The sequence below is a fragment of the Vibrio paucivorans genome (assembly GCF_054053395.1).
This window is the reverse complement of the sequence record NZ_CM133230.1, coordinates 3,041,514-3,066,848: the sequence shown is the minus strand read 5'-3', so window position 1 is coordinate 3,066,848 and position 25,335 is coordinate 3,041,514. Positions and strand designations below refer to the sequence as shown.

24 protein-coding genes are annotated in these 25,335 nt (G+C 46.4%); 12 read left to right on the top strand and 12 right to left on the bottom strand.

Annotated features, from left to right (window positions below; all coding sequences use genetic code 11):
- Nucleotides 1-3: 3 nt before the first annotated feature.
- Nucleotides 4-1,008 carry a class II fructose-bisphosphatase gene (gene glpX, locus ACXABW_RS13960; protein WP_457523184.1) on the bottom strand — a complete coding sequence of 335 codons (1,005 nt, stop codon included), beginning with the start codon at nt 1,006-1,008 and terminating at the stop codon, nt 4-6.
- 439 nt (nt 1,009-1,447) lie between these two features.
- Between glpX and rpiB the strand changes: the two genes are divergently transcribed.
- The 11 genes from rpiB to ribB all read left to right on the top strand — a co-directional run bounded on the left by rpiB (nt 1,448) and on the right by ribB (nt 11,212).
- Nucleotides 1,448-1,894, top strand: a complete 447-nt coding sequence (rpiB, locus tag ACXABW_RS13955) for a ribose 5-phosphate isomerase B (protein ID WP_252028598.1) — start codon at nt 1,448-1,450, stop codon at nt 1,892-1,894.
- A gap of 39 nt (nt 1,895-1,933) precedes the next feature.
- Complete coding sequence (locus ACXABW_RS13950; protein ID WP_252028596.1) at nt 1,934-2,917, top strand: TRAP transporter substrate-binding protein; 984 nt, start codon at nt 1,934-1,936, stop codon at nt 2,915-2,917.
- A gap of 79 nt (nt 2,918-2,996) precedes the next feature.
- A complete protein-coding gene (locus ACXABW_RS13945) occupies nt 2,997-3,569 on the top strand; it encodes a TRAP transporter small permease (RefSeq protein ID WP_252028594.1) in 573 nt (190 codons plus the stop codon).
- A complete protein-coding gene (locus ACXABW_RS13940) occupies nt 3,566-4,849 on the top strand; it encodes a TRAP transporter large permease (RefSeq protein WP_457523181.1) in 1,284 nt (427 codons plus the stop codon). Before ACXABW_RS13945 ends, ACXABW_RS13940 begins: the two co-directional genes overlap by 4 nt.
- Nucleotides 4,850-4,866: 17 nt before the next feature.
- Nucleotides 4,867-5,877: a 4-hydroxythreonine-4-phosphate dehydrogenase PdxA gene (locus ACXABW_RS13935; RefSeq protein ID WP_265687309.1), complete on the top strand. Its 1,011-nt coding sequence runs from the start codon at nt 4,867-4,869 to the stop codon at nt 5,875-5,877.
- Nucleotides 5,878-5,893: 16 nt separating this feature from the next.
- Entirely contained in the window at nt 5,894-6,895 is a 1,002-nt protein-coding gene (locus tag ACXABW_RS13930) for a dihydroxyacetone kinase subunit DhaK (protein ID WP_457523180.1), read from the top strand.
- Nucleotides 6,896-6,897: 2 nt separating this feature from the next.
- The gene (gene dhaL, locus ACXABW_RS13925; RefSeq protein ID WP_457523178.1) at nt 6,898-7,530 is read left to right on the top strand and encodes a dihydroxyacetone kinase subunit DhaL; all 633 of its coding nucleotides are present in this window, start codon (nt 6,898-6,900) and stop codon (nt 7,528-7,530) included.
- A complete protein-coding gene (locus ACXABW_RS13920; RefSeq protein ID WP_457523176.1) occupies nt 7,527-8,300 on the top strand; it encodes a triose-phosphate isomerase in 774 nt (257 codons plus the stop codon). The genes dhaL and ACXABW_RS13920 overlap by 4 nt, the downstream gene beginning before the upstream one ends.
- An 8-nt stretch (nt 8,301-8,308) precedes the next feature.
- Nucleotides 8,309-9,223, top strand: coding sequence for an AEC family transporter (locus ACXABW_RS13915; RefSeq protein ID WP_457523174.1), 915 nt, complete (start codon nt 8,309-8,311; stop codon nt 9,221-9,223).
- Between the two features lie 27 nt (nt 9,224-9,250).
- A complete protein-coding gene (locus ACXABW_RS13910) occupies nt 9,251-10,090 on the top strand; it encodes a sugar phosphate isomerase/epimerase family protein (RefSeq protein WP_265687377.1) in 840 nt (279 codons plus the stop codon).
- 12 nt (nt 10,091-10,102) lie between these two features.
- A complete protein-coding gene (ribB, locus tag ACXABW_RS13905; protein WP_252028584.1) occupies nt 10,103-11,212 on the top strand; it encodes a 3,4-dihydroxy-2-butanone-4-phosphate synthase in 1,110 nt (369 codons plus the stop codon).
- A gap of 96 nt (nt 11,213-11,308) precedes the next feature.
- Here ribB and ACXABW_RS13900 read toward each other — a convergent pair whose 3' ends face one another.
- The 3 genes from ACXABW_RS13900 to ACXABW_RS13890 form a co-directional block, all read right to left on the bottom strand.
- Nucleotides 11,309-11,794, bottom strand: a complete 486-nt coding sequence (locus ACXABW_RS13900) for a hypothetical protein (RefSeq protein WP_265687375.1) — start codon at nt 11,792-11,794, stop codon at nt 11,309-11,311.
- A gap of 160 nt (nt 11,795-11,954) precedes the next feature.
- Nucleotides 11,955-13,682, bottom strand: a complete 1,728-nt coding sequence (locus ACXABW_RS13895) for a sodium:solute symporter family protein (RefSeq protein ID WP_252028580.1) — start codon at nt 13,680-13,682, stop codon at nt 11,955-11,957.
- 12 nt (nt 13,683-13,694) lie between these two features.
- Nucleotides 13,695-13,958 (bottom strand): DUF4212 domain-containing protein, encoded by a 264-nt coding sequence (locus ACXABW_RS13890; protein ID WP_252028578.1) that lies wholly within the window; start codon nt 13,956-13,958, stop codon nt 13,695-13,697.
- A gap of 367 nt (nt 13,959-14,325) precedes the next feature.
- On the opposite strand from ACXABW_RS13890, the gene ACXABW_RS13885 reads away from it, so the two are divergent.
- Nucleotides 14,326-16,050, top strand: a complete 1,725-nt coding sequence (locus ACXABW_RS13885; protein WP_457525031.1) for a potassium/proton antiporter — start codon at nt 14,326-14,328, stop codon at nt 16,048-16,050.
- A 44-nt stretch (nt 16,051-16,094) separates the two neighbouring features.
- Here the strand turns inward: ACXABW_RS13885 and ACXABW_RS13880 are convergent, their stop codons facing one another.
- The 8 genes from ACXABW_RS13880 to arcA form a co-directional block, all read right to left on the bottom strand.
- Complete coding sequence (locus tag ACXABW_RS13880) at nt 16,095-16,724, bottom strand: response regulator (protein ID WP_252028576.1); 630 nt, start codon at nt 16,722-16,724, stop codon at nt 16,095-16,097.
- 172 nt (nt 16,725-16,896) lie between these two features.
- Nucleotides 16,897-18,690, bottom strand: a complete 1,794-nt coding sequence (locus tag ACXABW_RS13875) for a protein-disulfide reductase DsbD (protein ID WP_457523172.1) — start codon at nt 18,688-18,690, stop codon at nt 16,897-16,899.
- A gap of 139 nt (nt 18,691-18,829) precedes the next feature.
- Nucleotides 18,830-19,318 carry an arginine repressor gene (locus ACXABW_RS13870; RefSeq protein ID WP_252028571.1) on the bottom strand — a complete coding sequence of 163 codons (489 nt, stop codon included), beginning with the start codon at nt 19,316-19,318 and terminating at the stop codon, nt 18,830-18,832.
- A gap of 303 nt (nt 19,319-19,621) precedes the next feature.
- Entirely contained in the window at nt 19,622-20,086 is a 465-nt protein-coding gene (gene pyrI, locus ACXABW_RS13865) for an aspartate carbamoyltransferase regulatory subunit (protein WP_457523170.1), read from the bottom strand.
- 16 nt (nt 20,087-20,102) lie between these two features.
- Entirely contained in the window at nt 20,103-21,032 is a 930-nt protein-coding gene (gene pyrB, locus ACXABW_RS13860; RefSeq protein WP_457523168.1) for an aspartate carbamoyltransferase, read from the bottom strand.
- Between the two features lie 413 nt (nt 21,033-21,445).
- Entirely contained in the window at nt 21,446-22,456 is a 1,011-nt protein-coding gene (locus tag ACXABW_RS13855) for an ornithine carbamoyltransferase (RefSeq protein WP_457523166.1), read from the bottom strand.
- A gap of 99 nt (nt 22,457-22,555) precedes the next feature.
- Nucleotides 22,556-23,467 (bottom strand): carbamate kinase, encoded by a 912-nt coding sequence (gene arcC, locus ACXABW_RS13850; RefSeq protein WP_252028562.1) that lies wholly within the window; start codon nt 23,465-23,467, stop codon nt 22,556-22,558.
- 68 nt (nt 23,468-23,535) lie between these two features.
- Nucleotides 23,536-24,759: an arginine deiminase gene (gene arcA, locus ACXABW_RS13845; RefSeq protein WP_252028560.1), complete on the bottom strand. Its 1,224-nt coding sequence runs from the start codon at nt 24,757-24,759 to the stop codon at nt 23,536-23,538.
- Between the last annotated feature and the right edge of the window lie 576 nt (nt 24,760-25,335).

The window sequence follows — 25,335 nt, the reverse complement described above, 5'->3', positions numbered from 1 at the left end:
TGCTTATTTCGCGGCTGACTCAAGTTCACTATCTAGCAGGCGTGAATCATGAGTGGATTTAACCATTCTAATCTTTTTTGACTTGCCTTGTACAAGTAGAGTCTCGGTAGTTAGTGATTGGCCTTGCTTTTGAACACCGTTAAGTACGTCGCCTTTAGTGATTCCGGTTGCCGCGAAGATCACTTCGGAACTTTTTGCCAGTTGGTTCAGTGGTAGAACGGTATTGGGGGTAACGTTCATTTCCGCGCAGCGCTGAATCTCTACTTTAGCTAACGCGATGGTGTGTTGGTCTTTTCCTTTGACTTGATCGCGTAGCAGCAAGCGCGCTTGCATATTTCCGCCCATCGCTCGGATCACAGCGGCACTGACGACGCCTTCTGGAGCGCCACCAATACAGTACATCACATCAACTTCGCTCTCCTCCAAACAAGTGAGTAATGACGCCGCGACATCTCCATCTGGGAAGGCGTACACCTTTACGCCAAGGCTTTGCATCTGTTCAATGGCTTGGTTATGTCTCGGCTTTGCGAGCGTCGCCACTACCAGTTCATTAATCGGTTTGTTGAGCGCTTGGGCGATATTTTTCAGGTTGTCTGTTAAATCGAGTGTTAAGTCAATGGCGTGTGTTGCTTGAGGGCCGACAACGAGCTTTTCCATATACATGTCTGGGGCTTGCAGCAGTGTGCCTTTTTTTGCTGCTGCGAGTACGGCGAGCGCATTGGATTGTCCCATGGCTGTCATACGCGTACCTTCGATAGGGTCGACTGCGATATCAATCTCAACACCACCCAGTCCGAGTTGCTCTCCTATATATAGCATTGGCGCTTCATCGATTTCTCCCTCGCCAATCACAATGGTTGCGTCGACCTGAGTTCGATTGAGTTGTAAGCGCATTGCTTCTACAGCAGCGGCGTCTGCTTTCTCTTTATCTCCTCTACCAAGCCACTGGTAGCCAGCTAAAGCGGCATTCTCGGTTACTTGTGCGAGTGCGAAGCCTAATTCATCCATGGTACACGTCCTTATTAAAGTATTAATGGCTGTTCATTTGTTCAGATTACAATTCATATGTTCATTATGCAAAACAAAAGAACACGATATGGCCAGATCAAAAGTTAATTGTTATGTACACATGAATTTAGTGAATGATTACTGAGTGTTTTATAGTTAAAAATAGAGTTTAAGCTCTACTTTTGGCGTACTATAGTTAGGCTTTTATTTGTTTATGATGTTGTTCTTATTGGATTTTATTTGTTTTTGATAAAATTAATTGTTACGGATCACATAATTATAAATTTAAATATCCAGCGCTATAGTGATCACGCAATTGTTATCAAAATGTAGTTAATTAGTGATCGAAATCCCACTTGGTAAATGTTCATATGTTATTTATCTGTGTAAGAGTTCAATATCATTTGTAACTTTCGTGGTCATATGAGCAGGAGGAAACATGATAGCGATAGGTTGTGATGATGCGGCGATTGAATTGAAAGAGTGTCTGAAATCGCACTTGGCTTCGAAAGGTATTGAATTTGTTGATTATGGAGTCGATCCACAAAATGCAGAGCTTTACCCAGACATAGCAAAGACAGTCAGTGTTGCTGTCAGTGAAGGTAAACATCAACGCGGAATTATTCTCTGTGGTACGGGGATTGGCGTCTCAATAGTTGCGAACAAAGTACCGGGTATTCGAGCTGCTCTTTGCCACGATACTTTTTCAGCAGAGCGAGCGCGTAAAAGTAACGATGCTCAAATTATCACAATGGGAGCACGAGTCATCGGTCATGAGTTAGCTAAGTCGATTTTGGATACTTGGTTGGATTCTGAGTTTTCTGATGGTCCATCTACTCCAAAGGTAAATAGAATCAAGGAGATAGAGAAAGAGTTTATTAGTTAATTTAGATTCAATGTTTAATGGAATAACGTGGAAATAAAAATGAAAAATACCAAACTAACGCTTACTGCAGTTGCAATCACAACCCTACTATCGACTAGCGCATTTGCAAAAGACCTGAAAGTGGCAACCAGTGCTCAAGTCGGCTCACTTCAGTACAACACAACTCAATACTTCACCGAAGTTGCTAACGAAGAGTTTAAGAAACAAGGCATTGATTACAACCTGAAGTTCTTCGGTGCAGCTCAATTAGGTAAAGACAAAGATGTTCAGCAAAAACTGAAATTGGGCACGGTGGATTTGGCGCTACTAACATCAACACTGCCAACTCACGTATCAGAAATGGCTCTGTTTGAACTGCCATTCCTTGTGTCTGACCGTGAACACGTTGCCAAGATTGAGCAAGACGTATTCTGGCCATATATCGCGCCTGCCGCTGAGAAGAAAGGCTACAAAGTTATCGGCTTTTGGGAAAACGGCTTCCGTAACATTACTAACGCGAAACGCCCAATCAATACACCAGAAGATTTGCAAGGCTTGAAAGTTCGCACGCCGAACAGCTCTTGGCGCGTGAAAATGTTCAAAAACTGGGGTGCTAACCCAACACCAATGAGCTTTAGTGAAGTATTTATTGGTTTACAAACTGGTGTTATCGATGGGCAAGAAAACCCATACACCAACATTTATGCGGCAAAACTGCATGAAGTACAGGGTTACCTAAGTGTGACAAACCACGTGTACACGCCAGCGTACCTAACTGCGGGCGCGCGCCACTACGGTAAGTTCCCAGATGATGTACGCGCAGTTTTAGAAAGTTCAGCGAAGCAAGCGCAGCAATGGGGTTATCAAGAAGCGACAAAACTTGAGACCGAGCTAAAAGATAAACTGGTTGCTGGTGGTATGAAGCTTAACGTTGCAAACCGCGATGCCTTTGTTAGCGCAAGTCAGCCAATCTACGATGACTTCGTGAAAAACGTAAACAACGGCGAGGTGATGTTAGACAAAGTTATGGCGGCAAGTAACTAAGGTAAAACGCCCTAACGTTTATCTCTAAGGACTGCGCCGGCAGGCGCAGTCTAGCTGTCACTTGTTGCGAGGGCTTACGATGTCTTTTTTAGCTAGCATAAATACAATTTCAAATATTCTAGAAAAAGTGCTGATCGCGATTTCGATGACGATTCTCATCGCATTAAGCACCATTATTATTGTCGCTGTTTTTTCACGATTTAGCGGCGCTTCTCTTTATTGGTACGACGAAGTGTCGGCCATTCTTTTAGCTTGGCTGACCTTCTATGGATCGGCTTTGTGTGCGTTAAAGCGCTCACATATGGGCTTTGGCGGGTTGGTGGCCAATATGCCGCTGGGTATGCGCAAAGCCATTTTCCTATTGAGTGAATTCATCGTCATTGCGTTCTTTGCAGTGATTGCCTGGGCCAGCTACTACATCTTACAAATCTTCGGTGACGAGACACTAACCAGTCTCGATTTTATCCCTTTAGCCTTTGCGCAATCAGCATTACCAATTGGTGCAGTGCTGTTTATTGTGGCGCAACTGTGCTCTTTCCCTAAAGCGTGGGCGTGGGTTCGCCTTGGCTCTAACCAAGAAAACGAAGAGATCAGAGAAGCCATCAAGGATGCGAAAAAAGATATGGCTGAAGCCATGGAGGCAGTGAAATGAGCGCGCTAGTTGTACTATTTTGTTTAATCGGCTTGGTAATGATCAACGTGCCAATTGGTATCGCCATTGGTGCTGTAGCTCTGGTTGGTATGGTAGCGACATCGGGGGTCGATGCAATCTATAACGCAGCATTGGCGATGTTTGAAGGCGGCTCGAAATTTACCCTGTTGTCTATTCCACTGTTTGTTTTTGCTGGTGCATTGATGAATACCGGTGGTATCTCGCTGCGTTTGATTAACTTTGTTAACGCGATTGTGGGTTTTGTTCGCGGTGGCCTTTCAATGGTTAACGTGGGTGTATCGATGATCTTCGCTGAGATCTCGGGTTCAGCAGTAGCCGACGTTGCAGCGCTGGGCTCGATCTTGATTCCTGCAATGAAAAAGCGTGGTTACTCGGGCAGTTTCTCTGCGGCAGTCACGTCTTTTTCAGCTTCACTCGCCGTTATCATTCCACCTTCTCTACCTATGATTATTTACGGCGCGATGGCGGATGTATCGATCTCGCAGCTGTTCGTTGCCGGCATCATCTCTGGTCTACTGGGTGCGGCGGGTATGTTTGCAGTCTGTTACTACTACGCCGTGAAATACGATTTACCTCGTGAAGAGTCGTTCAGCTTACGCAAATTGTGGGTGGCATTTAAAGATGCGTTCTGGGCTCTGACCCTGCCATTCGCCATTTTAGGTGGCATTCTTTCTGGCTTTATGACCGCTACAGAAGCTGCGGGTATTGCGGTACTACTTGCGATTGTTATCAGTGTCTTCATCTACCGTGAAATGAACCTAAAGCTGTTTTACAAAGCGATGATGGAAGGTGTTACGGGCACCTCAGTTGTGATGCTTTTAGTCGCGACGTCAGCGGTGCTTGGCCTGTTCCTAACTGAGCAAGAAGTACCACAAGCAATGGCTGCAGGCATTCTTAGCATCTCAGAAAACAAATACGTTGTGCTGATGATGCTGAACCTAATGTTACTGGTTGTTGGCGTGTTCCTACACGGTGCGGCAGCGATCATCTTAACCGTGCCAATCGTATTACCGCTGATTCATGAGCTGGGTATCGACCCAATTCACTTCGGCATCATGCTTGCGCTTAACATCTCGATTGGTCAGCAGACGCCTCCGGTTGCGAGTGTGCTGATCACTGCATGTTCGATAGCGAAGCGTGACATTTGGCAAGTGACTAAAGTGAACATTCTATTTATTGGTGTGCTGTTCGCAGTGTTAATGCTTGCGACCTACGTTCCAGCACTGTCTGTTGGCTTTGTTGACTACATGTATAAATAACTTCAAGGATTTGAGAAATGACTAAACCTACTATTGCACTTGTTCTCGGCGACCCTTCAGGTATCGGTCCTGAAGTGGCAGTAAAAGTATTGGCTGAGGAAGCAAACCGCCAACAAGCGAACATTCTGATCATTGCCGATGAGTATGAACTGCGCAAAGGCATGGACATCGCGCAAGTGTCATTTGATTACGATGTGGTCGACAACTTTGAACAAGCTGATTTCCAGCCGGGTAAGCCGGTATTGTTGAGCTTCTCAAGCTCTCACGCGGATGCCATTGAATACGGCCAAGCCACGCCGCAAGGTGGTACTTATGTTCTGGAAACACTGAAGATTGCTGTTGACCTGACGTTAGCGCACAAAACTCATGGCATCTGTTTCGCACCATTGAACAAGCAAGCGATGAGCATGGCTGGGCTTGCCCATCGTGATGAACTGTCATGGTTTGCAGAATTGACCGACTTCCATGGCTTTGGTTGTGAAGTGAATGTGGTTGATGATATCTGGGCTGGCCGCGTGACTTCGCACATCCCATTCAAAAATGTGGTTGAGAATCTGACGGTAGATTCAGTGCTGGAAACCATCGAATTGATGAACACGACCTTGAAATCAGCAGGCTTTGAGCAGCCTCGTATTGCGGTACAAGCCCTTAACCCACATGGCGGTGAAGGTGGCCTGTTTGGGGATGAAGAAATCACCGTCATTACACCAGCGATTGAAAAAGCTAAGCAGAAAGGCATTCAAGCGTTTGGGCCTTTCCCTGGTGATACCACGATGTGGGTGGTGGAGAAAGAGAACATGAACTCGATTGTATCCATGTATCACGATCAAGGTGCAACCGCACTGAAGATGATGGGCTTTGATCGCGGTGTGACTGTTCAGGGCGGGATCCCAATTCCGATTGCAACAGCAAACCACGGCAGCGCATTTGATATCTACGGCAAGAATGTCGCGTCGACCCCAGCGATGGAAAATGCACTCAAGCTTACCGTTCGTATGGCATCTAGTTACCAAGCAAACAATCAGTAATAGGGCAGGGAAGACGATGAGAACACCAAAAAAATTAATTAATGACCCTATGAATGTCGCTCAGGAGCAGTTCGATGGTTTGCTCTCGGCAATGAATGGAAAATTGGAAGCATTACCGGGGATTACCGCAGCGATGCGCACAGACTTCCCATCGGGCAAAGTGGCGATTGTCACAGGTGGTGGTGCAGGACATGAGCCTTTGTTTGCGGGTTATGTTGGCCCGGGTTTGGCGGATGCTGCGGCACTTGGCGATATCTTTGCAGCGCCTGCGCCTAACGTGATTTTACAAACGACGGAAGCGGTCAATAACGGTAAAGGCGTGATTTACATTTACGGTAATTACGCTGGCGACAATATGAATTTCGATATCGCAGCAGAGCTTGCGGATGATGATGACATCAAAACTCACACTATTCGTGTTTGGGATGATGTGGCTTCGGCACCGTTAGACAAAATTCAAGAACGCCGCGGCACTGCGGGTGATTTGTATGTGCTGAAGATCGCTGGCGCGGCTTCTGAGCAATACGATGACTTTGACAAGATTGTGGCGGTAACAGAGCGTGCTCGTGACAACACCCGCTCCATTGGTGTAGCGCTATCGGCAGGCTCGGTGCCACAAACCAACACCTTCAACTTCGAGCTGCCAGACGACGAATTAGAAATCGGTATGGGCCTACATGGTGAGCCGGGGGTATCACGCGAAAAAATGACGTCGGCGGATGAAGTGGTGGATCGCTTAATAGACCAACTGTGTGATGACCTGCCTTACCAATCAGGTGACGATGTCTGTTTGCTAGTCAATAACCTTGGCGCTTCGACTTATATGGAGCTGCTGATTGCAAACCGCCGTGCTCACGTCAAGTTGGCTGAGCGTGGCATCAAAGTACATAACACCTTGGTCGGTAACTACTGTACCTCACAAGAAATGTCAGGTTACTCGATCACTCTTATGAAGCTCGATGACGAGCTAAAAACATTATTTGACCTACCTTGTGAATCATTTGCGTTGAGGAAATAAAGATGGATGCATTAACAGCGAAAAACATGATGGCTTATGTTGCTCAAAAGATGGTTGCAAGTGAGCCAGTATTAACCAAATACGACCAAGCGATTGGTGATGGTGACCATGGCATTGGTATGGAACGCGGCTTCAAAGCGGTTGCAGAGCTTTTAGACAGCGATTACCAGCCGGAAGATGTCAGTAAATTACTGTTGAAAATTGGCTCGACGATGATGGCGACTATGGGCGGTGCGTCCGGTGCGATTTTCGGCACGCTATTTCGCAGCGGTGCGAAGTCAATTAAAGGTGCGACAGAGCTGGATACAGCTACATTATCTACGTTCCTAGCTGGTGGGTTGCAAGGGGTTTATGACCGTGGTGGCGCTAAGCCGGGTGATAAAACCATGATCGATGCATTAGTGGCTGCGGTTGAGAAATCAGAACAACTGTCTGGTTCATTAACCGGCACGTTACCGGCTATTGCAGAAGCAGCGGCTCAAGGTGTGGAAGCAACCAAAGACATGATCGCAACGACAGGTAAAGCGAAGACACTGGGCGAACGTTCGCTGGGGCATCCAGATCCAGGTGCGATGTCGATGGCGTTTATTCTGCAGTACATGAATGAATACGCGACTGAGCAGGTTACCGCATGAAGAAGATTTGGGTCGGCACTAGCTGGAAAATGAACAAAAATACGCAAACAGCAGAAGCTTGGGCTTCTGCTGTCTTGCCGTCATTGAAGCATTGCTCGAGTCGCATCCAGCCTTTCGTTATCCCTCCTTTCCCTTACCTACAAATGGTGTCCAGTTTGCTCAGCGAACAGCCGATTAGAGTCGGTGTGCAGAATATTTGTTGGCAGGATGAAGGGGCCTACACTGGAGAAGTATCTCCTCTTATGGCGAAAGACTGTGGTGCCTCGATTGTCGAAATTGGCCACTCTGAGCGTCGTGCTATGTTTGGAGAGACCGATGAAACGGTCAATTTGAAAGTGCATGCTGCATTGCGTCATGGCTTAACTCCACTGGTGTGCGTTGGCGATACTGCGCAAGAGAAGCAATGGGGCGTATCGGCTGAATCTGTCATTCGACAAGTGAAGATTGCATTGTATGACGTTCCTGTTGAGTCGTTAATGCAGGTCGTGATCGCCTATGAACCTGTTTGGGCGATAGGTGAACATGGCGTACCGGCAACGCTAGAAGAAGCGCAAACCATTCATCAAGCGATTCGTTCAGCGCTAGCAGAACTCTATGGTGCAAACGTCTCTCAAAACATGGTTCTGCTGTATGGCGGTAGCGTGAACTTGTCCAATGCTGGTGGCTTAATCGAACAGCCGGATATCGACGGTGTGTTTGTGGGCCGAACTGCATGGGAAGCAGACGGCTACTCAGAGTTACTGAGTATCGCTGAACGCAGCGGCAGTTAGGGTCAGGCATGGAGCAAGTTAAGTTAATGAGCTGGATCATTCTTGGACTAGGGTGTGCCAAGTTGATTGCTGCGATTTCCAAACCCAGAGTGGATTGGGTGAGAAGCTTTGCTTTTACTTATCTTGCACCGTGCTTGTTTTTTTCATCGGTATATCGAACGGATCTGCAGAACCTTCCATCATTGTCGGTATTCGCCACTTACATTGTGTGTTTTGGCGCTGTTTTCTGGGGAGTGAAAGCTTGGCTCGTCGCACAAGGTAATCACACGGTGGCTTCGTCCAATATCAAGGCTGTCGCAGCTTTATATCCTAACGCTGTTGGGGTGGGTGGGCCGCTAGTGCTGGCGCTTTATGGCCCCAAAGCCACTTTAGTGTTGATGGGTGTGATTGTGACGAATCTACTATTGGTTTTACCACTGGTAAATATCTTAATGATTCGCTCGGGGGAGCGGGGGTTTTATAGCTACCGAAAGGTGGCAACTGATCCGATCCTATTGGCCATCGTGTTTGGGTTATTGCTTAACGCGTGGGGTGTTGAGTTTCCGACTCTGTTAATTGATGGTTTATCCATGATTGGTGCGGCCGCTATACCGATTATTTTATTCATCTTAGGCGCGAGCTTGAGCTTTTATTCTCTTCGCTCGCTGATTCAAGAAAAAATAGGCCTATTGCTGGCCATCAAGATTCTTCTATTTCCACTGTTTATCTTGTTATGCGCACAGTATGTGTTCTCTCTCTCGGTTATCGAAATCCAAGTGTTGGTTATTTTGGCCAGCTTGCCGACAGGGTTGAATGTCTACTTGCTATCCGAGCGCTATCAAGTCGCCAAAGAAGCTACTGCTGGAGTCATCCTATTTACCACCGGTTTTTCGCTTATCTCTTTGTTGGGTTGGGAAGTCTTGTTGCAGCAGTGGGTGGTTTAAACAAAGAATTGCTAAAGGTTGGACACTATGAATGTATTAGAAAGACTAGCCATCAATACGGCTATTTTTGACGGGCATGACCTTAAAACATCGTTAAAAACGATTCGAAACTTGGGAGTCAACCAAGTTGAGTTCGCTTTCAATCAGGGCTACGTCGGTAGCTTAGACAGCGATATGTTCTCTGAAAACCATGCCCAATATTTGTTGTCTCTGCTAGAAAAAGAACAACTGACCACACAAGCGTTAGGCTGCACGATGAACTTAGCGTCTCCGTCAGCGATTGAAGATTTTATGATGCGTATTGATTTCGCTCATGCGCTGGGCGTGACTTATTTAAATACCTGTACTGGTCCCATTGCCGATCGCCACATCATTGTCGAAAACCTCAAAGTATTGGCTGAATATGCCAAGGATAAAGGCTGTGTCATCTGTATTGAAAATGGCGGCGACCATAACTTCAACGCGTTTGCGAGCGCGCATGATGGGGTAAGAATTCTGTCGGAAGTGGACAATTCGGCGCTGGCTTTGAATTTTGATCCTGGTAACTCAGTGTCATTAGTGCCGAATCTAAGCCCGAGTGAAGAAGCACAGATAGCACTGCCGTTTTGCCGCCATTTCCACGTTAAAGACGTCCAAGTGCATGACGACAAGTTCACCTTCCCAGTGTTGGGCGAAGGGGTGATTAACTATCAGCCGATTATGCAGTCTTTGGCGTCGCGACAAATCCCTTTTAGCATTGAAAAACCATTACGTATGTATCGTCGCAAGGACTCTTTTCCTATTCGTGGGCGGTCACCAGAAAGTATGGAGACCATTGTCTCGGTACTGAGCCAATGCATTGAACACATTAACACTATCACTGACTAAGCGAGCGGTCGTATGCCAATTAGTACAATTGAAGAAATTATTGAAGATTATCGCCAAGGTAAAATGGTCATCCTAATGGATGATGAGGATCGTGAAAACGAAGGCGACATCATGATGGCGGCGCAGCATGTGACCGCGCAAGACATCAACTTTATGGCTACTCATGGTCGAGGTTTGATCTGTTTAACTCTGACTAAGCAGCGTTGTGAATCGCTCAACTTATTCCCGATGGTTTCTAACCCAACGGAGCCGTGGGCCACAGCCTTTACCGTTTCTATCGAAGCGGCTCAAGGAGTGACAACGGGCATTTCAGCAGAAGACCGAGCTATTACAGTCCAAGCTGCTGTCGCGCAAGGTGCCAAGCCTACTGATTTGGTGACTCCTGGCCATATCTTCCCACTAGCGGCGAAAGAGGGTGGAGTACTCGTTCGTGCAGGCCACACAGAAGCGGGCTGTGATTTAGCAAAGCTCGCGGGTGTTGAACCTGCATCGGTGATCGTAGAGATCCTTAACGAAGATGGCACGATGGCAAGACGCCCTCAACTGGAGGTATTTGCCGAAAAACATGGCATTAAACTCGGTACGATTGCGGATCTGATTGAATACCGCAATGCAACAGAAACCACCATTGAACGTATTGCCGAGTGCAAACTGCCTACGGAGTTTGGTGAGTTCTCTATGACCACGTATCGCGACACGGTCGATAACCAAGTGCATTATGCATTGAGTAAAGGTGACGTAAATGGCGAACCAACCAATGTACGCGTGCATTTGCAAGATACCTTCAATGATGTGCTGTTTTCGACTCGTGACAGTAAGCAAAGTTGGCCACTGAACAAATCCATGCAAAAGATTGGTGCTGATGGCGGTGTATTGGTGATATTAGGCCAGCAAGAGTCATCAGAATCGGCGATCGCACGTGTAAAGCACTATCAAGCACTCGACACTGGCGTGAGCGTTAAGCCGAATAAGAAAGATCAAACATCACGCCAAGTCGGTGTCGGTTCGCAGATTTTGGCTGATCTTGGGGTCAGTAAGATGAACTTGCTCTCTTCAGCCGATAAAAAGTATCACGCTTTATCTGGATTTGGCCTAGAAGTGGTGAGCTACGTTGAGCCCTAAATCAGGGGCTAAATAATGCAAAATGGGAGCTTAGAGCTCCCATTTTTTGTCTTTAGCTTGGGTGCGCCAGTAGTGGCGCTAGATGCTAGGCGACGCTTATTCTTGGTCAAGCAAGGTTTCATACACCACAAATGGGGTTTGAGTATCGCCGTAGTAGTAGGTGTCATCGGCTTGAATAGCGACTCTTAGCCAGCTTTCATCAGAGACTGGAGCTGGTAGTGTGACGGTCCAGTTTAAATCGTCGTCAGAGGTGCGCTGCATATCGATAGGTGTGGATTGAGCGTCTAGGCTATCAACTAAGGAAACTTTAATTCCTTGAAGAGGAAGCTTGGCTTTCAGGCTTAAAACCAACTGCTCATCAGTCAAACTTTCTGAGCGAAATTGCACTTTGAATTCGCCATTTTCCATATCACACAAGCCGCTGGTGTAACGGCAGTTAGATTTGCTCAATAGCTTATAAGCTTCGCCTTTCTTGGCGGCATGAGGCTTTTCACTCAGTGCTAGGTCGGTACCAACATAAGCCAAAATAGAGAGAATTGGCGCGACCAGTAAAGCAACGATGAAATGCTTGTTTTTGAACATATTAGCTTCCTTGCGATATGGGGTGTTCTTGGGTGTTTGCTAAATAATAGAGCGTTTGACAATTGAATTTTTTATGTAACTGACTGTTATCTTGAATAAAATACAGCATTGCGCTGAATAAAAAAGCCCCCGAAGGGGCTTTTGTGGTTTGGGTTAGATTTTAGTGGTCTACCGCGTCGCCAGCACCAGCTGGTACACGTACGTGTTCAACCAAATCTTTTACTTCTTGCGGTGTTTCTGCAGTTACTTTCGATACTGCGAATGCCACGATAAAGTTAAATACTGCACCAATTGCACCGAATGCGTTTGGCTCAATGCCTAGGAACCAGTTGCTACCCCAGCTTTCTAGGTATTTCCAATCAGCAACGAATAGAATGCCTTTGTGTTGGAATACGTAGAACAGAGTGATACTGATACCTGCGATCATACCGGCAATCGCACCTTCTTTATTGATACCTTTGCTGAAGATACCCATCATCAACGCAGGGAAGATGGAGGATGCGGCCAAGCCAAATGCCAGTGCTACCGTACCTGCGGCGAAACCAGGCGGATTGAGACCGAGATAGCCCGCGACTGCAATAGCGACCGCCATGGATATCCGGCTGGCGAGCAGCTCTTTCTTCTCGGAGATGTTCGGATTGATTACCCCTTTGATTAAGTCGTGGGATATGGCCGACGAGATTGCCAGTAGTAAGCCAGCTGCGGTAGATAGTGCTGCTGCAAGACCACCTGCTGCCACAAGTGCGATTACCCAGTTAGGTAGTTTCGCAATCTCAGGGTTAGCCAGTACCATGATGTCACGGTCAACTTTTAGCTCGTTCGTTTCAGGGCTAGAAGTGTATTGGATCTGACCATCACCATTTTTGTCGTCAAAGCCAAGTAGACCTGTTTTTTCCCAGTTCTTAAACCAGTCAGGACGTTCGTCGTAAGCTAAGTGCTGACCTGGTGCTGGGTTAACTGTATCCATTAGGTTTAGACGAGCCATTGCAGATACTGCAGGAGCAGTTGTGTATAGAATTGCAATGAACACTAGCGCCCAACCTGCAGAGGTACGAGCATCACGTACTTTCGGTACAGTAAAGAAGCGGATGATTACGTGAGGTAGACCCGCCGTACCAATCATTAGAGACATGGTGTAAACGAACATGTTGAGTGTGTCACCCCGAACCTGAGTGGTGTATTCACTAAAGCCGAGTTCGGTGACGACCTGGTCGAGCCGGTCGAGTAGATAGACATCGGTGCCGGCCATGGTACTACCTAAACCAATTTGTGGTAGCGGGTGACCTGTTAGCTGCAGAGAGATAAAGATTGCAGGGATAGTGTAAGCTAAAATGAGTACGCAATATTGAGCAATCTGCGTGTACGTGATGCCTTTCATGCCACCCATTACGGCGTACATGAATACGATACACATACCGATTAGAAGACCAGTAGAGTAATCCACTTCTAAGAAGCGACCAAACGCAACACCAACACCTTTCATCTGACCGATAACGTAGGTGACCGATGCAATGATAAGACACACAACAGCAACGATACGTGCGGTGTTAGAGTAAAAACGCTCACCCACGAACTCTGGTACTGTGAACTTACCAAACTTACGTAGGTAAGGCGCTAGAAGCAGAGCAAGTAGTACATAGCCACCTGTCCAGCCCATAAGGAATACGCTACCGCCGTAACCCATAAAGGCAATTAAGCCTGCCATCGAAATGAATGATGCGGCTGACATCCAGTCGGCTGCGGTTGCCATACCGTTAGCGATAGGGTTAACACCACCACCGGCAACGTAGAACTCTTTGGTTGAACCAGCACGCGCCCAAATGGCGATACCGATATAGAGGATAAATGTGGCACCTACTACGAGGTAGGTGATTGTTTTCAAATCCATCTGAGTGACTCCTTACTCATCTACGCCGAATTCACGGTCAATTTGGCGCATTTTCCACGCGTAGTAGAAAATAATACCTAGGAAGGCATAGATTGAGCCTTGTTGAGCAAACCAGAAACCCAGTTTGTAACCGCCTAGTTGAAATTGGTTGAGCTCTTCTACAAATAGAATGCCGCAACCGAACGACACTACAAACCAAATCACCATTAGACTGATCATCAGTTTGACGTTCTTGTCCCAGTAGGCCTTGGCGCGTTCTTGACTATCAAATGCCATTGCCGTCTCCTTACGATGTTGTGTTGTTAACAAAATGTTTCACAATTTACAATAGCAAGGGTGTAGTAAGGATTCTTTTCAACTTTAGTCGTGTGAGCAAAAACAAAAAGATAATAAAAATTAGAGGTTTATCTCTTATTGATAGAAAACTGTGATGTTAACTGTGTGTTAAATTAGCCAAAGGTCTAATACGCTGTGTTAAATGAATATTCATTTTTGCGAGTTTTAATTCACCGTTTGTTTGCATATGCTGACAATTTGCTGTTACTGCCATTAGCGGAAATTATGTATAATAACCACTAAGGTAGGTTATTGAATTTTATTGGTTTTTTATTTGGGTTTTGGAGGTGTCGATTTGACTGTAGAGATGATTAACGGGTTATTTCTTACTGGGGCATTATTGCTTGTTATTAGTGTTCTATTCAGTCAACTGTCTTCGCGCCTTGGCGTTCCTATCTTATTGATGTTTTTATTTGTCGGCATGATGGCAGGGCAAGATGGCCCTGGTGGTATTGAGTTCGACAGCTATTCCACCACTTACCTCGTAAGTAACCTTGCTCTGGCGATCATTCTGCTTGATGGCGGTTTGCGTACTCGAGTCGCAAGTTTCAAAGTAGCGTTTTGGCCATCCTTTTCCTTAGCGACGGTAGGAGTGTTTTGTACCACTCTGTTTACCGGATTGTTGGCTACGTGGCTGTTTGATCTGAGTTTGCTGCAAGGCCTGCTATTAGGTGCAATTGTCGGCTCTACCGATGCGGCTGCTGTGTTCTCGCTTCTTAAAGGCCGCAGTATCAACGAGCGCGTTGGTGCGACACTGGAAATCGAATCGGGTACTAATGACCCGATGGCGGTGTTTCTCACCGTAACCTTGATTGCAATATTAGCTAACCCAGACGTGAGCTTAGGCATGGACTTTGTCGCCCTAAGTTTTGCTCTTCAGTTTGGGATAGGTATTGCCCTCGGACTTGGTGGCGGTTGGTTGGCGTTGCAGGTGATTAACCGAATCAGCCTGCCAGAAGGCCTATACCCGATATTGGTAACCGGCTTTGGCGTCGGATTGTTCGCGCTGTCTAATACCTTTGGTGGTAGTGGCATTTTAAGTATCTACCTGTTCGGCTTACTGCTGGGTAATTTACCGACTCGCTCTCGCCATTCGATTTTGAATGTCATGGATGGCCTGACTTGGTTTAGCCAAATCATCATGTTCGTTGTACTTGGCTTATTGGTGAACCCGAAAGATCTGACTGAGATTGCATTGCCAGCATTGGCATTAGCCTTTGGTATGATCTTGTTTGCTAGGCCGTTGGCGGTGTGGCTCAGCCTATTGCCGTTTCGTAAGTACCAAAGCCGTGAGCGCTGGTTCTTAAGTTGGGTAGGGTTACGTGGCGCAGTGCCTATCATCCTTGCTGTGTTCCCTTTGATGGCCGGTTTACCCAATGCACAAACTTATTTCAATATCGCGTTCTTCGTGGTGATGGTGTCGCTGGTGGTACAAGGCGCAAGCCTCACTCGCGCAGCGAAGATAGCCAAAGTCGAATTGCCTCCTCAGCCAGAGCCTGTCTCTCGTGCTGGCGTTGAGATCTTTCCTACCAGCGACTGGGAGCTGTACGTCTATCGCCTAGAAGCCGAAAAGTGGTGTATTGGTGAGCCTCTACGCAAACTAGCAATGCCGGCTGGAACTCGTATTGCCGCCCTGTTTAGAAAGCAAACCTTACTGCATCCATCGGGCAGTACAGTGCTTGAGGCTGGTGACACGTTATGTGTACTTGGCCGAGAGGCAAACCTCCCACAGTTGAGTGAGCTATTTAGTACCGCACCTTTGGCTGAAGAGCAGAGTCGTTTCTTTGGTGACTTCTTCTTTAATGTTGATGTGCTACTGAGAGACATAGCCTGCATTTATGGTGTGGTGCTGCCAGAGGGCTATCAGGTAAAAACGCTTAAAGAGTTGGCAGCAGAACATTTGGCTGAGCAGGCTGTATTGGGTGACCACTTTGAATGGCAAGGGTTACAATTTGTGGTGTCTCAAGTAGACGACTATCAAGTGACTCAACTTGGGCTCTGCTTACCTGAGTCAAACGAAAAAGGCGAGTAACTCAGTTACTCGCCTTACAAAGTTTGCTGTAATTTAGCGTGCTGTTATTCGTTTACTTCAGACAATAAGATCACCGCTTGAGTACGGTTTTTTACGCCTAATTTGCGGAATATTGCCGTCATATGCGCTTTGATTGTCGCCTCTGAAACATTGAGTTCATAGGCGATTTGTTTATTCAACAAGCCATCAGACAGCATCCCTAATACCTTGTATTGCTGCGGCGTTAGAGCCGCTATCTTTTCTGCTAAATCATTACACGCTGCGTTGTTGGTAATCAGCCCTTCTGGGAAGAAGGGTTCGCCATTGAGTACTTGGTTTAGTGCGCTAACGAGTTCGCGCATATCGCTCGACTTAGGGATAAAGCCAAATGCACCATGACTTTTCACCTGAGTGACGACTGCGGCTTCTTCACTCGCCGAAACGACAACAATAGGTAAATCTGGATACTCGGCACGTAAGTGTATAAGCCCTGACATACCATTGGCGCCTGGCATTTTCAGGTCGAGCAGCAACAAGTCTGGCTCTTCTTCTTTTTCCAGTAGTGCCAGCAAAGCGTCGAGGGAGTCGGCCTCAAGTAAATTAGCGCCACTTACCGCCATATGAACTGACTGGAAAAGCGCGTTACGAAAAAGGGGATGATCATCAGCAATGATGATGGAGTAGGTCGAATCCATGACGTAAAATACTTTTGATAATAAAGTTAAATAAATTATTGTCCCCTTTGCGTTTGCGGACAATATTTATGCACTAAAAGTCTGAACTGTATCGACTTTTATATGGCAGCTGATCCATATCCATCACCTGTTTGAATGGCTAAACTCGAACAGGTGATAGGGTGGATAGAAGTTAGAGCTGGTGGTCGTTGATGTGCTGCAAAAATGGCTGTGCTTGCATAAAGCCTGTCACACGTGCGTTTGAAACATGTTCACCGTTGGCATTCCAAAACTCGATGGTAGGTAAGCCAAGAACATTCATACGCTTGAGTAATTCAATATCTTGAGGTTGGTTACGAGTGACGTCCGCTTGCAGCAGAACAAATTGTTCCAATTTGGCTTCCACATCGGTTTGGTGGAAGGTGTACTTTTCAAACTCTTTACACGCGACACACCAATCGGCATAGAAGTCGAGCATGACCGGTTTTCCTGCCAGCTTTGCTTGTTCCAATTGCTGTTCGAGTTCGCTGACGTTATTGATGCGGATAAACTCGATGCGGCTGGTTTGCTCTACCACCGCATCTTTTGCGAACCAGTAATTCAGCGCAGGCTGTGCGGAAGCAAATAGCCCGAGGAAAGCAATGATGCCCACCACGCTCTGCTTCCAACCACCAAACGGTAGTTTGTTTTTGATGTGGTATAGCCAGCCAAAGGCGATGAAACCAAGTAGTGACCACAATGCCGTCGCCCATAGCGCCGGAAGAATACGCTCGAGTAAGAAAATGGGTGCCGCAAGAAGGATAAAACCAAATAGGGTTTTCACTACGTCCATCCAACCGCCCGCCTTCGGCAGTAGTTTGTTGCCAAATACAGCGGCCAACATCAATGGAATTCCCATTCCCATCGCTAAGGCGTACAAGGCGATACCACCAGTGAGTAGGTCACCACTTTGTGCCACATACAACAGCGCCCCAGATAATGGTGCGGTGGTGCAAGGGGAGCAGACTAAACCCGAAATCGCTCCCATAGCGAATACACCTAGGCTACTACCGCCTTTTTGTTTATTGCTTAGGTTATTTAGCCATGTTTGCATACCACTTGGCAGTTGTAGGCTATAGACACCGAACATCGACAGAGCGAGCGCAACAAACAGTATGCTCAGGCCAATCAATACATATGGGTGTTGCATAGCGGCTTGGAATTGCATCCCAGCAGAAGCGACGACTAAACCCAGTAGCGTATAGGTTAGCGCCATGCCTTGAACATAAATAAACGATAACCCCAGAGCGCGGCGGTGGCTGAGTTTGCCACTACCCAACACAATGCTGGTCAAAATTGGGTACATAGGCAGCACACAAGGCGTAAAGGCAAGGCCAACACCCAGAGCGAGAAACAGCAGTGGCGTCCACCAGTTGTCTGCTAGGTTGCTCGCTAAGCTGTCTTGCTGAGACGTTGGAGCCGGAGTGACAGTCTGTTTAGATTCGGTTGCTGCTGCAGCGTCGACGATAGGCTGAGCGACCTGATTTTGGTCGTTAAATTCAAAGCTACTGATCGGGATGAGTCGAGTTTCAGGCGGATAACAAAATCCGGCTTTGGCGCACCCTTGGTACTGAACAATTAGGTTTGCCCCTTCTTGGTGTTCAATCAATGGCACTTCGATCAAAAGCGGTTCGGTGTAAATATTGACCTTGCCAAAAAACTCATCCTCATATGGCTGACCATCACGCATTTGGTACTCACCAATCATCAGGTTCTCACCTGTGATAGAAACTCGTGACTGATAGAGGTAGTAGTCTTTCTTCACTTGCCAATCGAGATAGACTTTGTCGCCTTGCTGGTAGTAATTGAATGGAAACGCTTGATCCACCGGCACAAAGGTATTGTTGCTTGGAGCAAAGCTAGGTGTGTCGTTATTACCAAACAGCGCAAGTGCAGGCTGAGAAAATATCGATAAACAAAGAATCAGTAATGTGGCAAGTAAACGCATACAAACAGTCTTGAAAGAATCATTGGGGTATCTTAACTCAATCAGACCCATGAAAGGTGCGATAAGTTTCACCCAATATAAAACTGGCCTGAATAATCAGGCCAGTAATCAAGTGCTTGGATTTGAATACTAAGTACGCTTACCTGACGCCCAGCCTTGCTCGCACAACGGCTTCACAAGCATCTATCTTAGCGATGTCTTTAGGAATGATGAGCACGGTATCGTTGCCACCAACGGTACCTAAAATTTCAGTATGTGGGTCGATATCAACTAATCGTGCAACTAACTGAGCGCTACCGGGGTGAGTTTTGACTACCACTGTCGATTGATTATGTGTGATGAACTCTATTTGCGAGGCAATCGAGGATTCGACTCGAACAGGGGCATTTTCCACCGTGATGCAATAAACCTTTTTGCCGCATGCGTTTTGTACTTTCACGACACCAAGTTGTGAAAGTAAACGAGATACAGTGGATTGACTAATACCTTCAAAGCCAATCTCTACCAGCTTTTGTCGTAGGTCGTTTTGGGTCGCAAAGCTTTGCTGTTGTAATAAGCGCTTACATGCAGCGGTGAGAGTTTTATCTTCAGCAGTACACAAGGAACCGTGCTCTAGTGTGTCGTTCACGGGTACCTCCTTAAATTGACGTTTGGGTGTCGCCAGTCCTTAGCGCTTTTGGGCACTCTATCAACCCATAGAGTGTGGATATCAGATTGAGCCTGACCACTTGGTGGTGGTTTATTATTGTTTGTCGTTTGAGTGTAACACTAAAGGGGGAGGGGCTTTTTGAAGGGGATCACCAAATAAATAACTGATTTACCATGGTGTGATTAGTGAAATAATCTATTGATTTGGATAATTATTCCGGTGTTGGAATAATTATCCAAGTTCGAGCTGAGATATTCTTAGTAAAGAGTCTCGTACTCAGGCTTAGCGCAGTTCAGTCACGATCTCGCGAGAGAATACTTTTTCACAGTAGTGACATTTTAGCTGCACGTTCTCTTGCTTTTCCTGAACGTTAAAGCGACTTTCGACTGGTTCACCATGAGAAATGCAGTTGCTGTTTGGGCATTCAAACACATTGGTAATGCTTTCTGGCAGAACGAGATTCAGTTTGTTGACCACCTTGTATTCTTCAATTTGGTTCACTGTCGCTTTTGGCGCGTAAAGAGCCAACTGATTCGCTTGCTCTTTGGTGAGGTAGACGTTCTCTATCTTGATCAGATCTTTTGCGCCCAGAGCTGAAGACGGCAGGTTGAGCCCTATCGTAATGCGTTGATTAGTCTTGTGCATTTTGAATAATTTCAGGACCTTAATACCAATATGCGCAGGAATATGGTCGATTACTGAACCGTTGCGAATTGCTTCTACCTGTAGTTGAGTTTGCTTCATCATGATTTCTCTCCTGCGATTAAAGGGTGGAATTAAGAACAAGAGCCAGTAAGGCTTCACGTGCGTAAACGCCGTTTTCGGCTTGTTCGAAATAATAAGCGTGCTTGGTCTTATCTACGTCGGTGGTGATTTCATCCACGCGAGGCAGTGGGTGAAGCACTTTCAGGTTGTCACGCGCGTCAGTTAGTGTGTCTGCGGTGAGAATAAATGCCGACTTGATATGGGCGTATTCTGATTCATCAAAACGTTCTTTTTGTACTCGTGTCATGTACAGCACATCCAGTTCCGGTACCACCTCTTCAATATTGCTGTGGATGCTGAAAGCAATGCCAGCTTCTTCCAGTTCTTCACAGATGTAATCTGGCATCGCTAACGCATCTGGAGCGATAAAGAAGAAACGGACGTTGTTGAACTTAGCTAGCGCTTGAGTCAGTGAATGTACGGTACGGCCGTATTTCAAATCGCCAACGAATGCGACATTTAGGTTGTCTAGCGTGCCTTGAGTTTCGTAGATAGAAAATAGATCCAGCAGGGTTTGCGTTGGATGCTGGTTAGCACCGTCGCCGCCATTGATGATAGGCACACCATTCGAAAACTCTGACGCTAAACGTGCAGCACCTTCTTGCGGGTGACGCATAACAAAGGCATCCACATAAGACGCAATCACTTGTACTGAGTCTGCTAGCGTTTCTCCTTTCTTAGCGAGAGAAGTGTTGCCCCCGTTATCAAAGCCAATCACGCTGCCACCTAAGCGTTCAACTGCAGTTTCGAATGACAGGCGAGTACGAGTGGAAGGCTCAAAGAAACAGCTAGCGACGACTTTGTTTTTCAATAGCTCTGGGTTTGGCTCAGCTTTTAATCGCGCTGCAGTATCGACAATAAGTTCCAGCTCGGTACGGCTGAGTTCTGGGATGGAGATAATGTGCTTTTTATATAACGAATGCGCCATAACAGTATTTCCTCGACTCGAATAAACGTATGTGACAGGTAAAAAAAAGCCCCCTTAAAAAGGAGGCTTCAAAATAGAATTAATAGAGAAAATGAAACAGGCAGCGACCCTAGTTCAGGGCGCTTTTTGTAACCAAGGCAAATGGCTATAGACGGTTTCATTGTTCTCTCCTAAGACAAATTGCGGAGGATTATACGGACAAAAAAACGCCACGCAAGCGTTTGCGAAAAGTATCCAGAAATTAGATTTTTATGCGAATTTCGCACCTTTTCGAAACTTTTAATCAACCTTTGCTAGATCTTGCTTGGGGACGTTTTCATCACAAATCTCGCTAATGCTCGATGAAAAAAAATGCGGGCTTTATTCAGACGAATTCGAGAAGAGTCATCATGCCACCCGCATTTCCCTGCAGATTAGTCGCCTAGAGTAGCAACCATGACTGCCTTGATGGTGTGCATGCGGTTTTCCGCTTCATCGAATACGATAGAGTAGTCAGACTCAACCACTTCATCCGTTACCTCAACCCCATCTTTTAGCTGAGGGTACTCTGCTGCGAGCTGTTTACCCACAGTGGTATCTTCACCGTGGAAAGCAGGTAGGCAGTGCATGAACTTCACATGTGGATTCCCAGTTGCTTTTAGCATTGCCATGTTCACTTGGTAAGGCATCATTAAATTGACTCGCTCAGCCCATGCTTCTTTTGCTTCACCCATTGATACCCATACATCTGTGTACAGGAAGTCACAGCCTTGAACGCCTTCTTGAACGTCGTCAGTTAGGGTGATTTTCGCGCCTGTTGCTTCCGCGATTTCACGACATTGTGTTATGAGCGCTTCTTCTGGCCAGAATTGCTTAGGAGCAACTAGGCGAATGTCCATGCCCATTTTCGCAGCGCCAACCATTAGCGAGTTACCCATGTTGTTGCGCGCGTCGCCTAGGTAAGCAAACGTCATTTCATGCAGTTGCTTGCCACGGCCGTGTTCCATCATAGTTAGGAAGTCAGCTAGGATTTGAGTAGGGTGGAACTCGTCTGTTAGGCCATTCCATACTGGTACACCAGCGTATGCGCCTAGTTCTTCCACAATCTCCTGACCAAAGCCACGGTACTCGATGCCGTCGTACATGCGGCCCAGTACGCGAGCCGTATCTTTCATCGATTCTTTGTGGCCGATTTGAGAGCCGGATGGGCCTAAGTATGAAACCTGCGCACCTTGATCAAACGCAGCTACTTCAAATGCACAGCGAGTACGCGTTGAGGTTTTTTCGAAGATCAGCGCGATGTTTTTGCCTTTGAGGCGAGGTTGCTCATAGCCGTTGTATTTCGCTTTTTTAAGCTCCGCAGATAGATCCAACATGTGTTGGATTTCACGTGGAGTAAAATCTAGTAATTTTAGGAAGTTACGGTTGCGTAGGTTAAAAGCCATGATGTTTTCCTTCTTATGTTTTAAGGGCGCTTTCTCGTTTGCAGGGAAAGAGGTAAGAAAGCGCACTGTGTTTATCTAAAATTTTGCAATCAGCGGTGACTAGCCTTTGGTGATATTGGTACCGGCTTCGCCTTGAAGAATGCGTAAGCCATCTTCTAATGAACCAATACCGACGACTTTTCCGCCCTGTTTGATGAATTCGCACGACGCTTCAATTTTTGGCCCCATTGAGCCTGCATCGAACTGATATTTAGCCAATTCTGTTGGGGTGGTGCTGCGAAGTGCGTGTTGAGTGGGTTTACCCCAGTCGAGGTACACCGCTTCGGCATCGGTAAGGATCAACAGTGCATCCGCATCTAATTGCTTGGCGAGGAATGCAGCGGACATATCTTTATCAATAACCGCTTCTACACCAACAAGCTTCCCGTGCTCCTTTTTGACCGGAATACCGCCTCCACCTGTACAGATCACTAAGTGACCTTCGTCGATCAACTTGGTGATCGCTTGATGCTCAACGATACCCGTTGGTTGTGGGCTAGGAACGACGCGGCGGAAATGCTGCCCGTCTGGTTTGATTGTCCAATGGTATTTTTCAGCCAGTTCACGCGCTTCAGCTTCTTCATAGATCGGGCCGATCGGTTTGGTTGGATCTGCAAATGCAGGATCATTGGGATCGACGGTCATTTGAGTCAGCATGCAGGTGGCATTGATGTCAGGCATTTGGTTTTTGAACTCTTGCATCAGCATGTAGCCGATCATGCCTTGAGTCTCACTGCCCAATACGTCTAATGGGTAAGGCGCCACTTTTTTGTATTCCAAACCTTGCAAGGCCAATAAGCCAACTTGTGGGCCGTTACCGTGCACTAGCACCACATTGTATTCTTTGGCAATTTCAGAAATGGTTTTGACTGCGACTTCGATATTGTGGCGTTGAACTTCGGCTTCGAGAGGCTCACCGCGACGGAGTAGGGCGTTTCCACCCAGAGCGACAACAACAGTTTGTTTACTCATGGTTTTATCTCTTTTTTGTGCTAGGTGCGATATGTCGCACCCAGCGATAAGTTAGCAATCAAGGTGAGTTAGATATCATCTCGTTCGATTGGACAGCTCATGCAGCGCGCACCACCGCGGCCGCGGCCGAGTTCGTCGCCAGGAATTGGTAGAACCGTGATGCCTGCTTTGTCGTATTTTTCGTTGGTGTAGGTGTTACCTTCGTAGCCGATGACCACGCCAGGTTTGACTGTCAGAACGTTATTGGCATCATTCCACTGTTCACGCTCAGCGTTGAAGTTGTCACCACCTGTTGTGATGAGGTTGAGTTGATCAACACCCAAAGCTTTTTCTATCGCTGTGACGAAGTAGCCTTCTTCTTTCACGTTCACAGCACCCGATTGATCGCCGGTTAAGCTCCAGCATTTCACGTCTTTACGCACGACTTCCGGGTAAACAGAGAAGGTATCTTCACGCATGTGAGTCATTACTGTGTCTAAGTGCATGCAAGAGCGGTGTTTTGGTAGCTCCATTGCAATCACTTGTTTCGCTTGACCGTGTTTGAATAAGCCGGATGCTAAGTGTTCTACACCCTGTGCTGTAGTACGTTCCGACATACCAATCAGTACCGTACCGCGGCCAATAACTAAGACATCGCCACCTTCAATTGTTGAGTTGTCATAGTTGATGTGTTCTTGATCGCCGAAGTACTTAATAAAGTCTTGGCCAGCAAAGCTTGGATGCCAGCGATAAATGGCGCGCACATGGTTGGTCTCGCGTTGACGAGCAGGTTTCGCCATTGGGTTAATAGAAACGCCGCCATAGACCCAGCAAGACGTGTCACGAGTGAATAGGTGGTTTGGTAGTGGCTCAATGATGAAGTCTGTCGGCGCATGCAAACCTTGCATCATGGAAGAAGATTTCATTGGCATTTCTGCGTAAGACAAGCCACCCGTTAGGATTTTAGCCAAGTCGATGTTTGGTAAGTCACCTAAGTAGCAGCGCACATCGTTAGCGAAAGTTTTGCCTAAGCGATAATCGGATACTTGCTGACTCAGTAGCCAGTCTTTTGCTTCCGGTACCGCAAGCGTGTCAGCCAGTAGATCTGTTAGGAGTAAAACCTCGACACCTTGATCACGCAGAGTTTGTGTAAATGCATCATGCTCTTTACCTGCACGCTCAACAGCGAGTACGTCATCAAACAACAGGTCGTGACAATTGGAAGGCGTTAAGTGAGTGAGAGCGCGTCTAGGGCGATGAACAAGAACGCGACGTAATTGACCGATTTCAGAACCTACGTATAACTTACTCATGATTGTATCTCTCTTATTTATTGGTATTGTTTTTATTCAAAAACAATATTTATTTTGTAGGGAATAAGGAATGGATTTATATATCCAATTATTTGCTCTGGAATTCATATTACGCTTGTTTGGAGGGCTTTCTTAGACTTCAATCACAAATCATTTTTTCTTGATGAAGCCTTTAAATACAGGGATTTTAACAATTTTTATGCACTTGGAACTGGGTGGGGCGCCACCCTAAAAAGACACGTTTCTGGGAAGTTTATGCATGAACTGTATTGTTCTTTCGCTGGTGGGAATAAAACAGAGGAATTTTATTCTTAAATAAATAAAAGAGAGAAGTGTCGATATAGTGAAAGTATGCAAACTTTGTATTTAGATAGTGACTTTTAAAATTGATATTCTATAGGTGTTAACAAACTTTTTGCTAATATAGCTATCGGGATCACATTGCTATTTTTATCTAGTGATGAATGTTTTTATGGAAGTGATTAGTTTTAATAATCAAGATTAAATAAAAACTAATGCAGGAAATATACTCTTCAATATAAATAACGATAGAGTTTGCTTAAATATCCCAAGCAA

Excerpts from the sequence above, each read along its gene's own strand:
- dhaL (WP_457523178.1), top strand. The coding sequence starts at position 6,898 with ATGGATGCATTAACAGCGAAAAACATGATGGCTTATGTTGCTCAAAAG.
- ACXABW_RS13930 (WP_457523180.1), top strand. The coding sequence starts at position 5,894 with ATGAGAACACCAAAAAAATTAATTAATGACCCTATGAATGTCGCTCAG.
- ACXABW_RS13945 (WP_252028594.1), top strand. The coding sequence starts at position 2,997 with ATGTCTTTTTTAGCTAGCATAAATACAATTTCAAATATTCTAGAAAAA.
- ACXABW_RS13885 (WP_457525031.1), top strand. The coding sequence starts at position 14,326 with ATGATTAACGGGTTATTTCTTACTGGGGCATTATTGCTTGTTATTAGT.
- pyrI (WP_457523170.1), bottom strand. The coding sequence starts at position 20,086 with ATGATGAAGCAAACTCAACTACAGGTAGAAGCAATTCGCAACGGTTCA.
- ACXABW_RS13890 (WP_252028578.1), bottom strand. The coding sequence starts at position 13,958 with ATGGCATTTGATAGTCAAGAACGCGCCAAGGCCTACTGGGACAAGAAC.
- rpiB (WP_252028598.1), top strand. The coding sequence starts at position 1,448 with ATGATAGCGATAGGTTGTGATGATGCGGCGATTGAATTGAAAGAGTGT.
- ACXABW_RS13940 (WP_457523181.1), top strand. The coding sequence starts at position 3,566 with ATGAGCGCGCTAGTTGTACTATTTTGTTTAATCGGCTTGGTAATGATC.
- glpX (WP_457523184.1), bottom strand. The coding sequence starts at position 1,008 with ATGGATGAATTAGGCTTCGCACTCGCACAAGTAACCGAGAATGCCGCT.
- ACXABW_RS13935 (WP_265687309.1), top strand. The coding sequence starts at position 4,867 with ATGACTAAACCTACTATTGCACTTGTTCTCGGCGACCCTTCAGGTATC.
- arcC (WP_252028562.1), bottom strand. The coding sequence starts at position 23,467 with ATGAGTAAACAAACTGTTGTTGTCGCTCTGGGTGGAAACGCCCTACTC.
- ribB (WP_252028584.1), top strand. The coding sequence starts at position 10,103 with ATGCCAATTAGTACAATTGAAGAAATTATTGAAGATTATCGCCAAGGT.
- ACXABW_RS13950 (WP_252028596.1), top strand. The coding sequence starts at position 1,934 with ATGAAAAATACCAAACTAACGCTTACTGCAGTTGCAATCACAACCCTA.
- arcA (WP_252028560.1), bottom strand. The coding sequence starts at position 24,759 with ATGAGTAAGTTATACGTAGGTTCTGAAATCGGTCAATTACGTCGCGTT.
- ACXABW_RS13910 (WP_265687377.1), top strand. The coding sequence starts at position 9,251 with ATGAATGTATTAGAAAGACTAGCCATCAATACGGCTATTTTTGACGGG.
- ACXABW_RS13900 (WP_265687375.1), bottom strand. The coding sequence starts at position 11,794 with ATGTTCAAAAACAAGCATTTCATCGTTGCTTTACTGGTCGCGCCAATT.
- ACXABW_RS13855 (WP_457523166.1), bottom strand. The coding sequence starts at position 22,456 with ATGGCTTTTAACCTACGCAACCGTAACTTCCTAAAATTACTAGATTTT.
- ACXABW_RS13895 (WP_252028580.1), bottom strand. The coding sequence starts at position 13,682 with ATGGATTTGAAAACAATCACCTACCTCGTAGTAGGTGCCACATTTATC.
- ACXABW_RS13915 (WP_457523174.1), top strand. The coding sequence starts at position 8,309 with ATGGAGCAAGTTAAGTTAATGAGCTGGATCATTCTTGGACTAGGGTGT.
- ACXABW_RS13875 (WP_457523172.1), bottom strand. The coding sequence starts at position 18,690 with ATGCGTTTACTTGCCACATTACTGATTCTTTGTTTATCGATATTTTCT.
- ACXABW_RS13920 (WP_457523176.1), top strand. The coding sequence starts at position 7,527 with ATGAAGAAGATTTGGGTCGGCACTAGCTGGAAAATGAACAAAAATACG.
- pyrB (WP_457523168.1), bottom strand. The coding sequence starts at position 21,032 with ATGGCGCATTCGTTATATAAAAAGCACATTATCTCCATCCCAGAACTC.
- ACXABW_RS13880 (WP_252028576.1), bottom strand. The coding sequence starts at position 16,724 with ATGGATTCGACCTACTCCATCATCATTGCTGATGATCATCCCCTTTTT.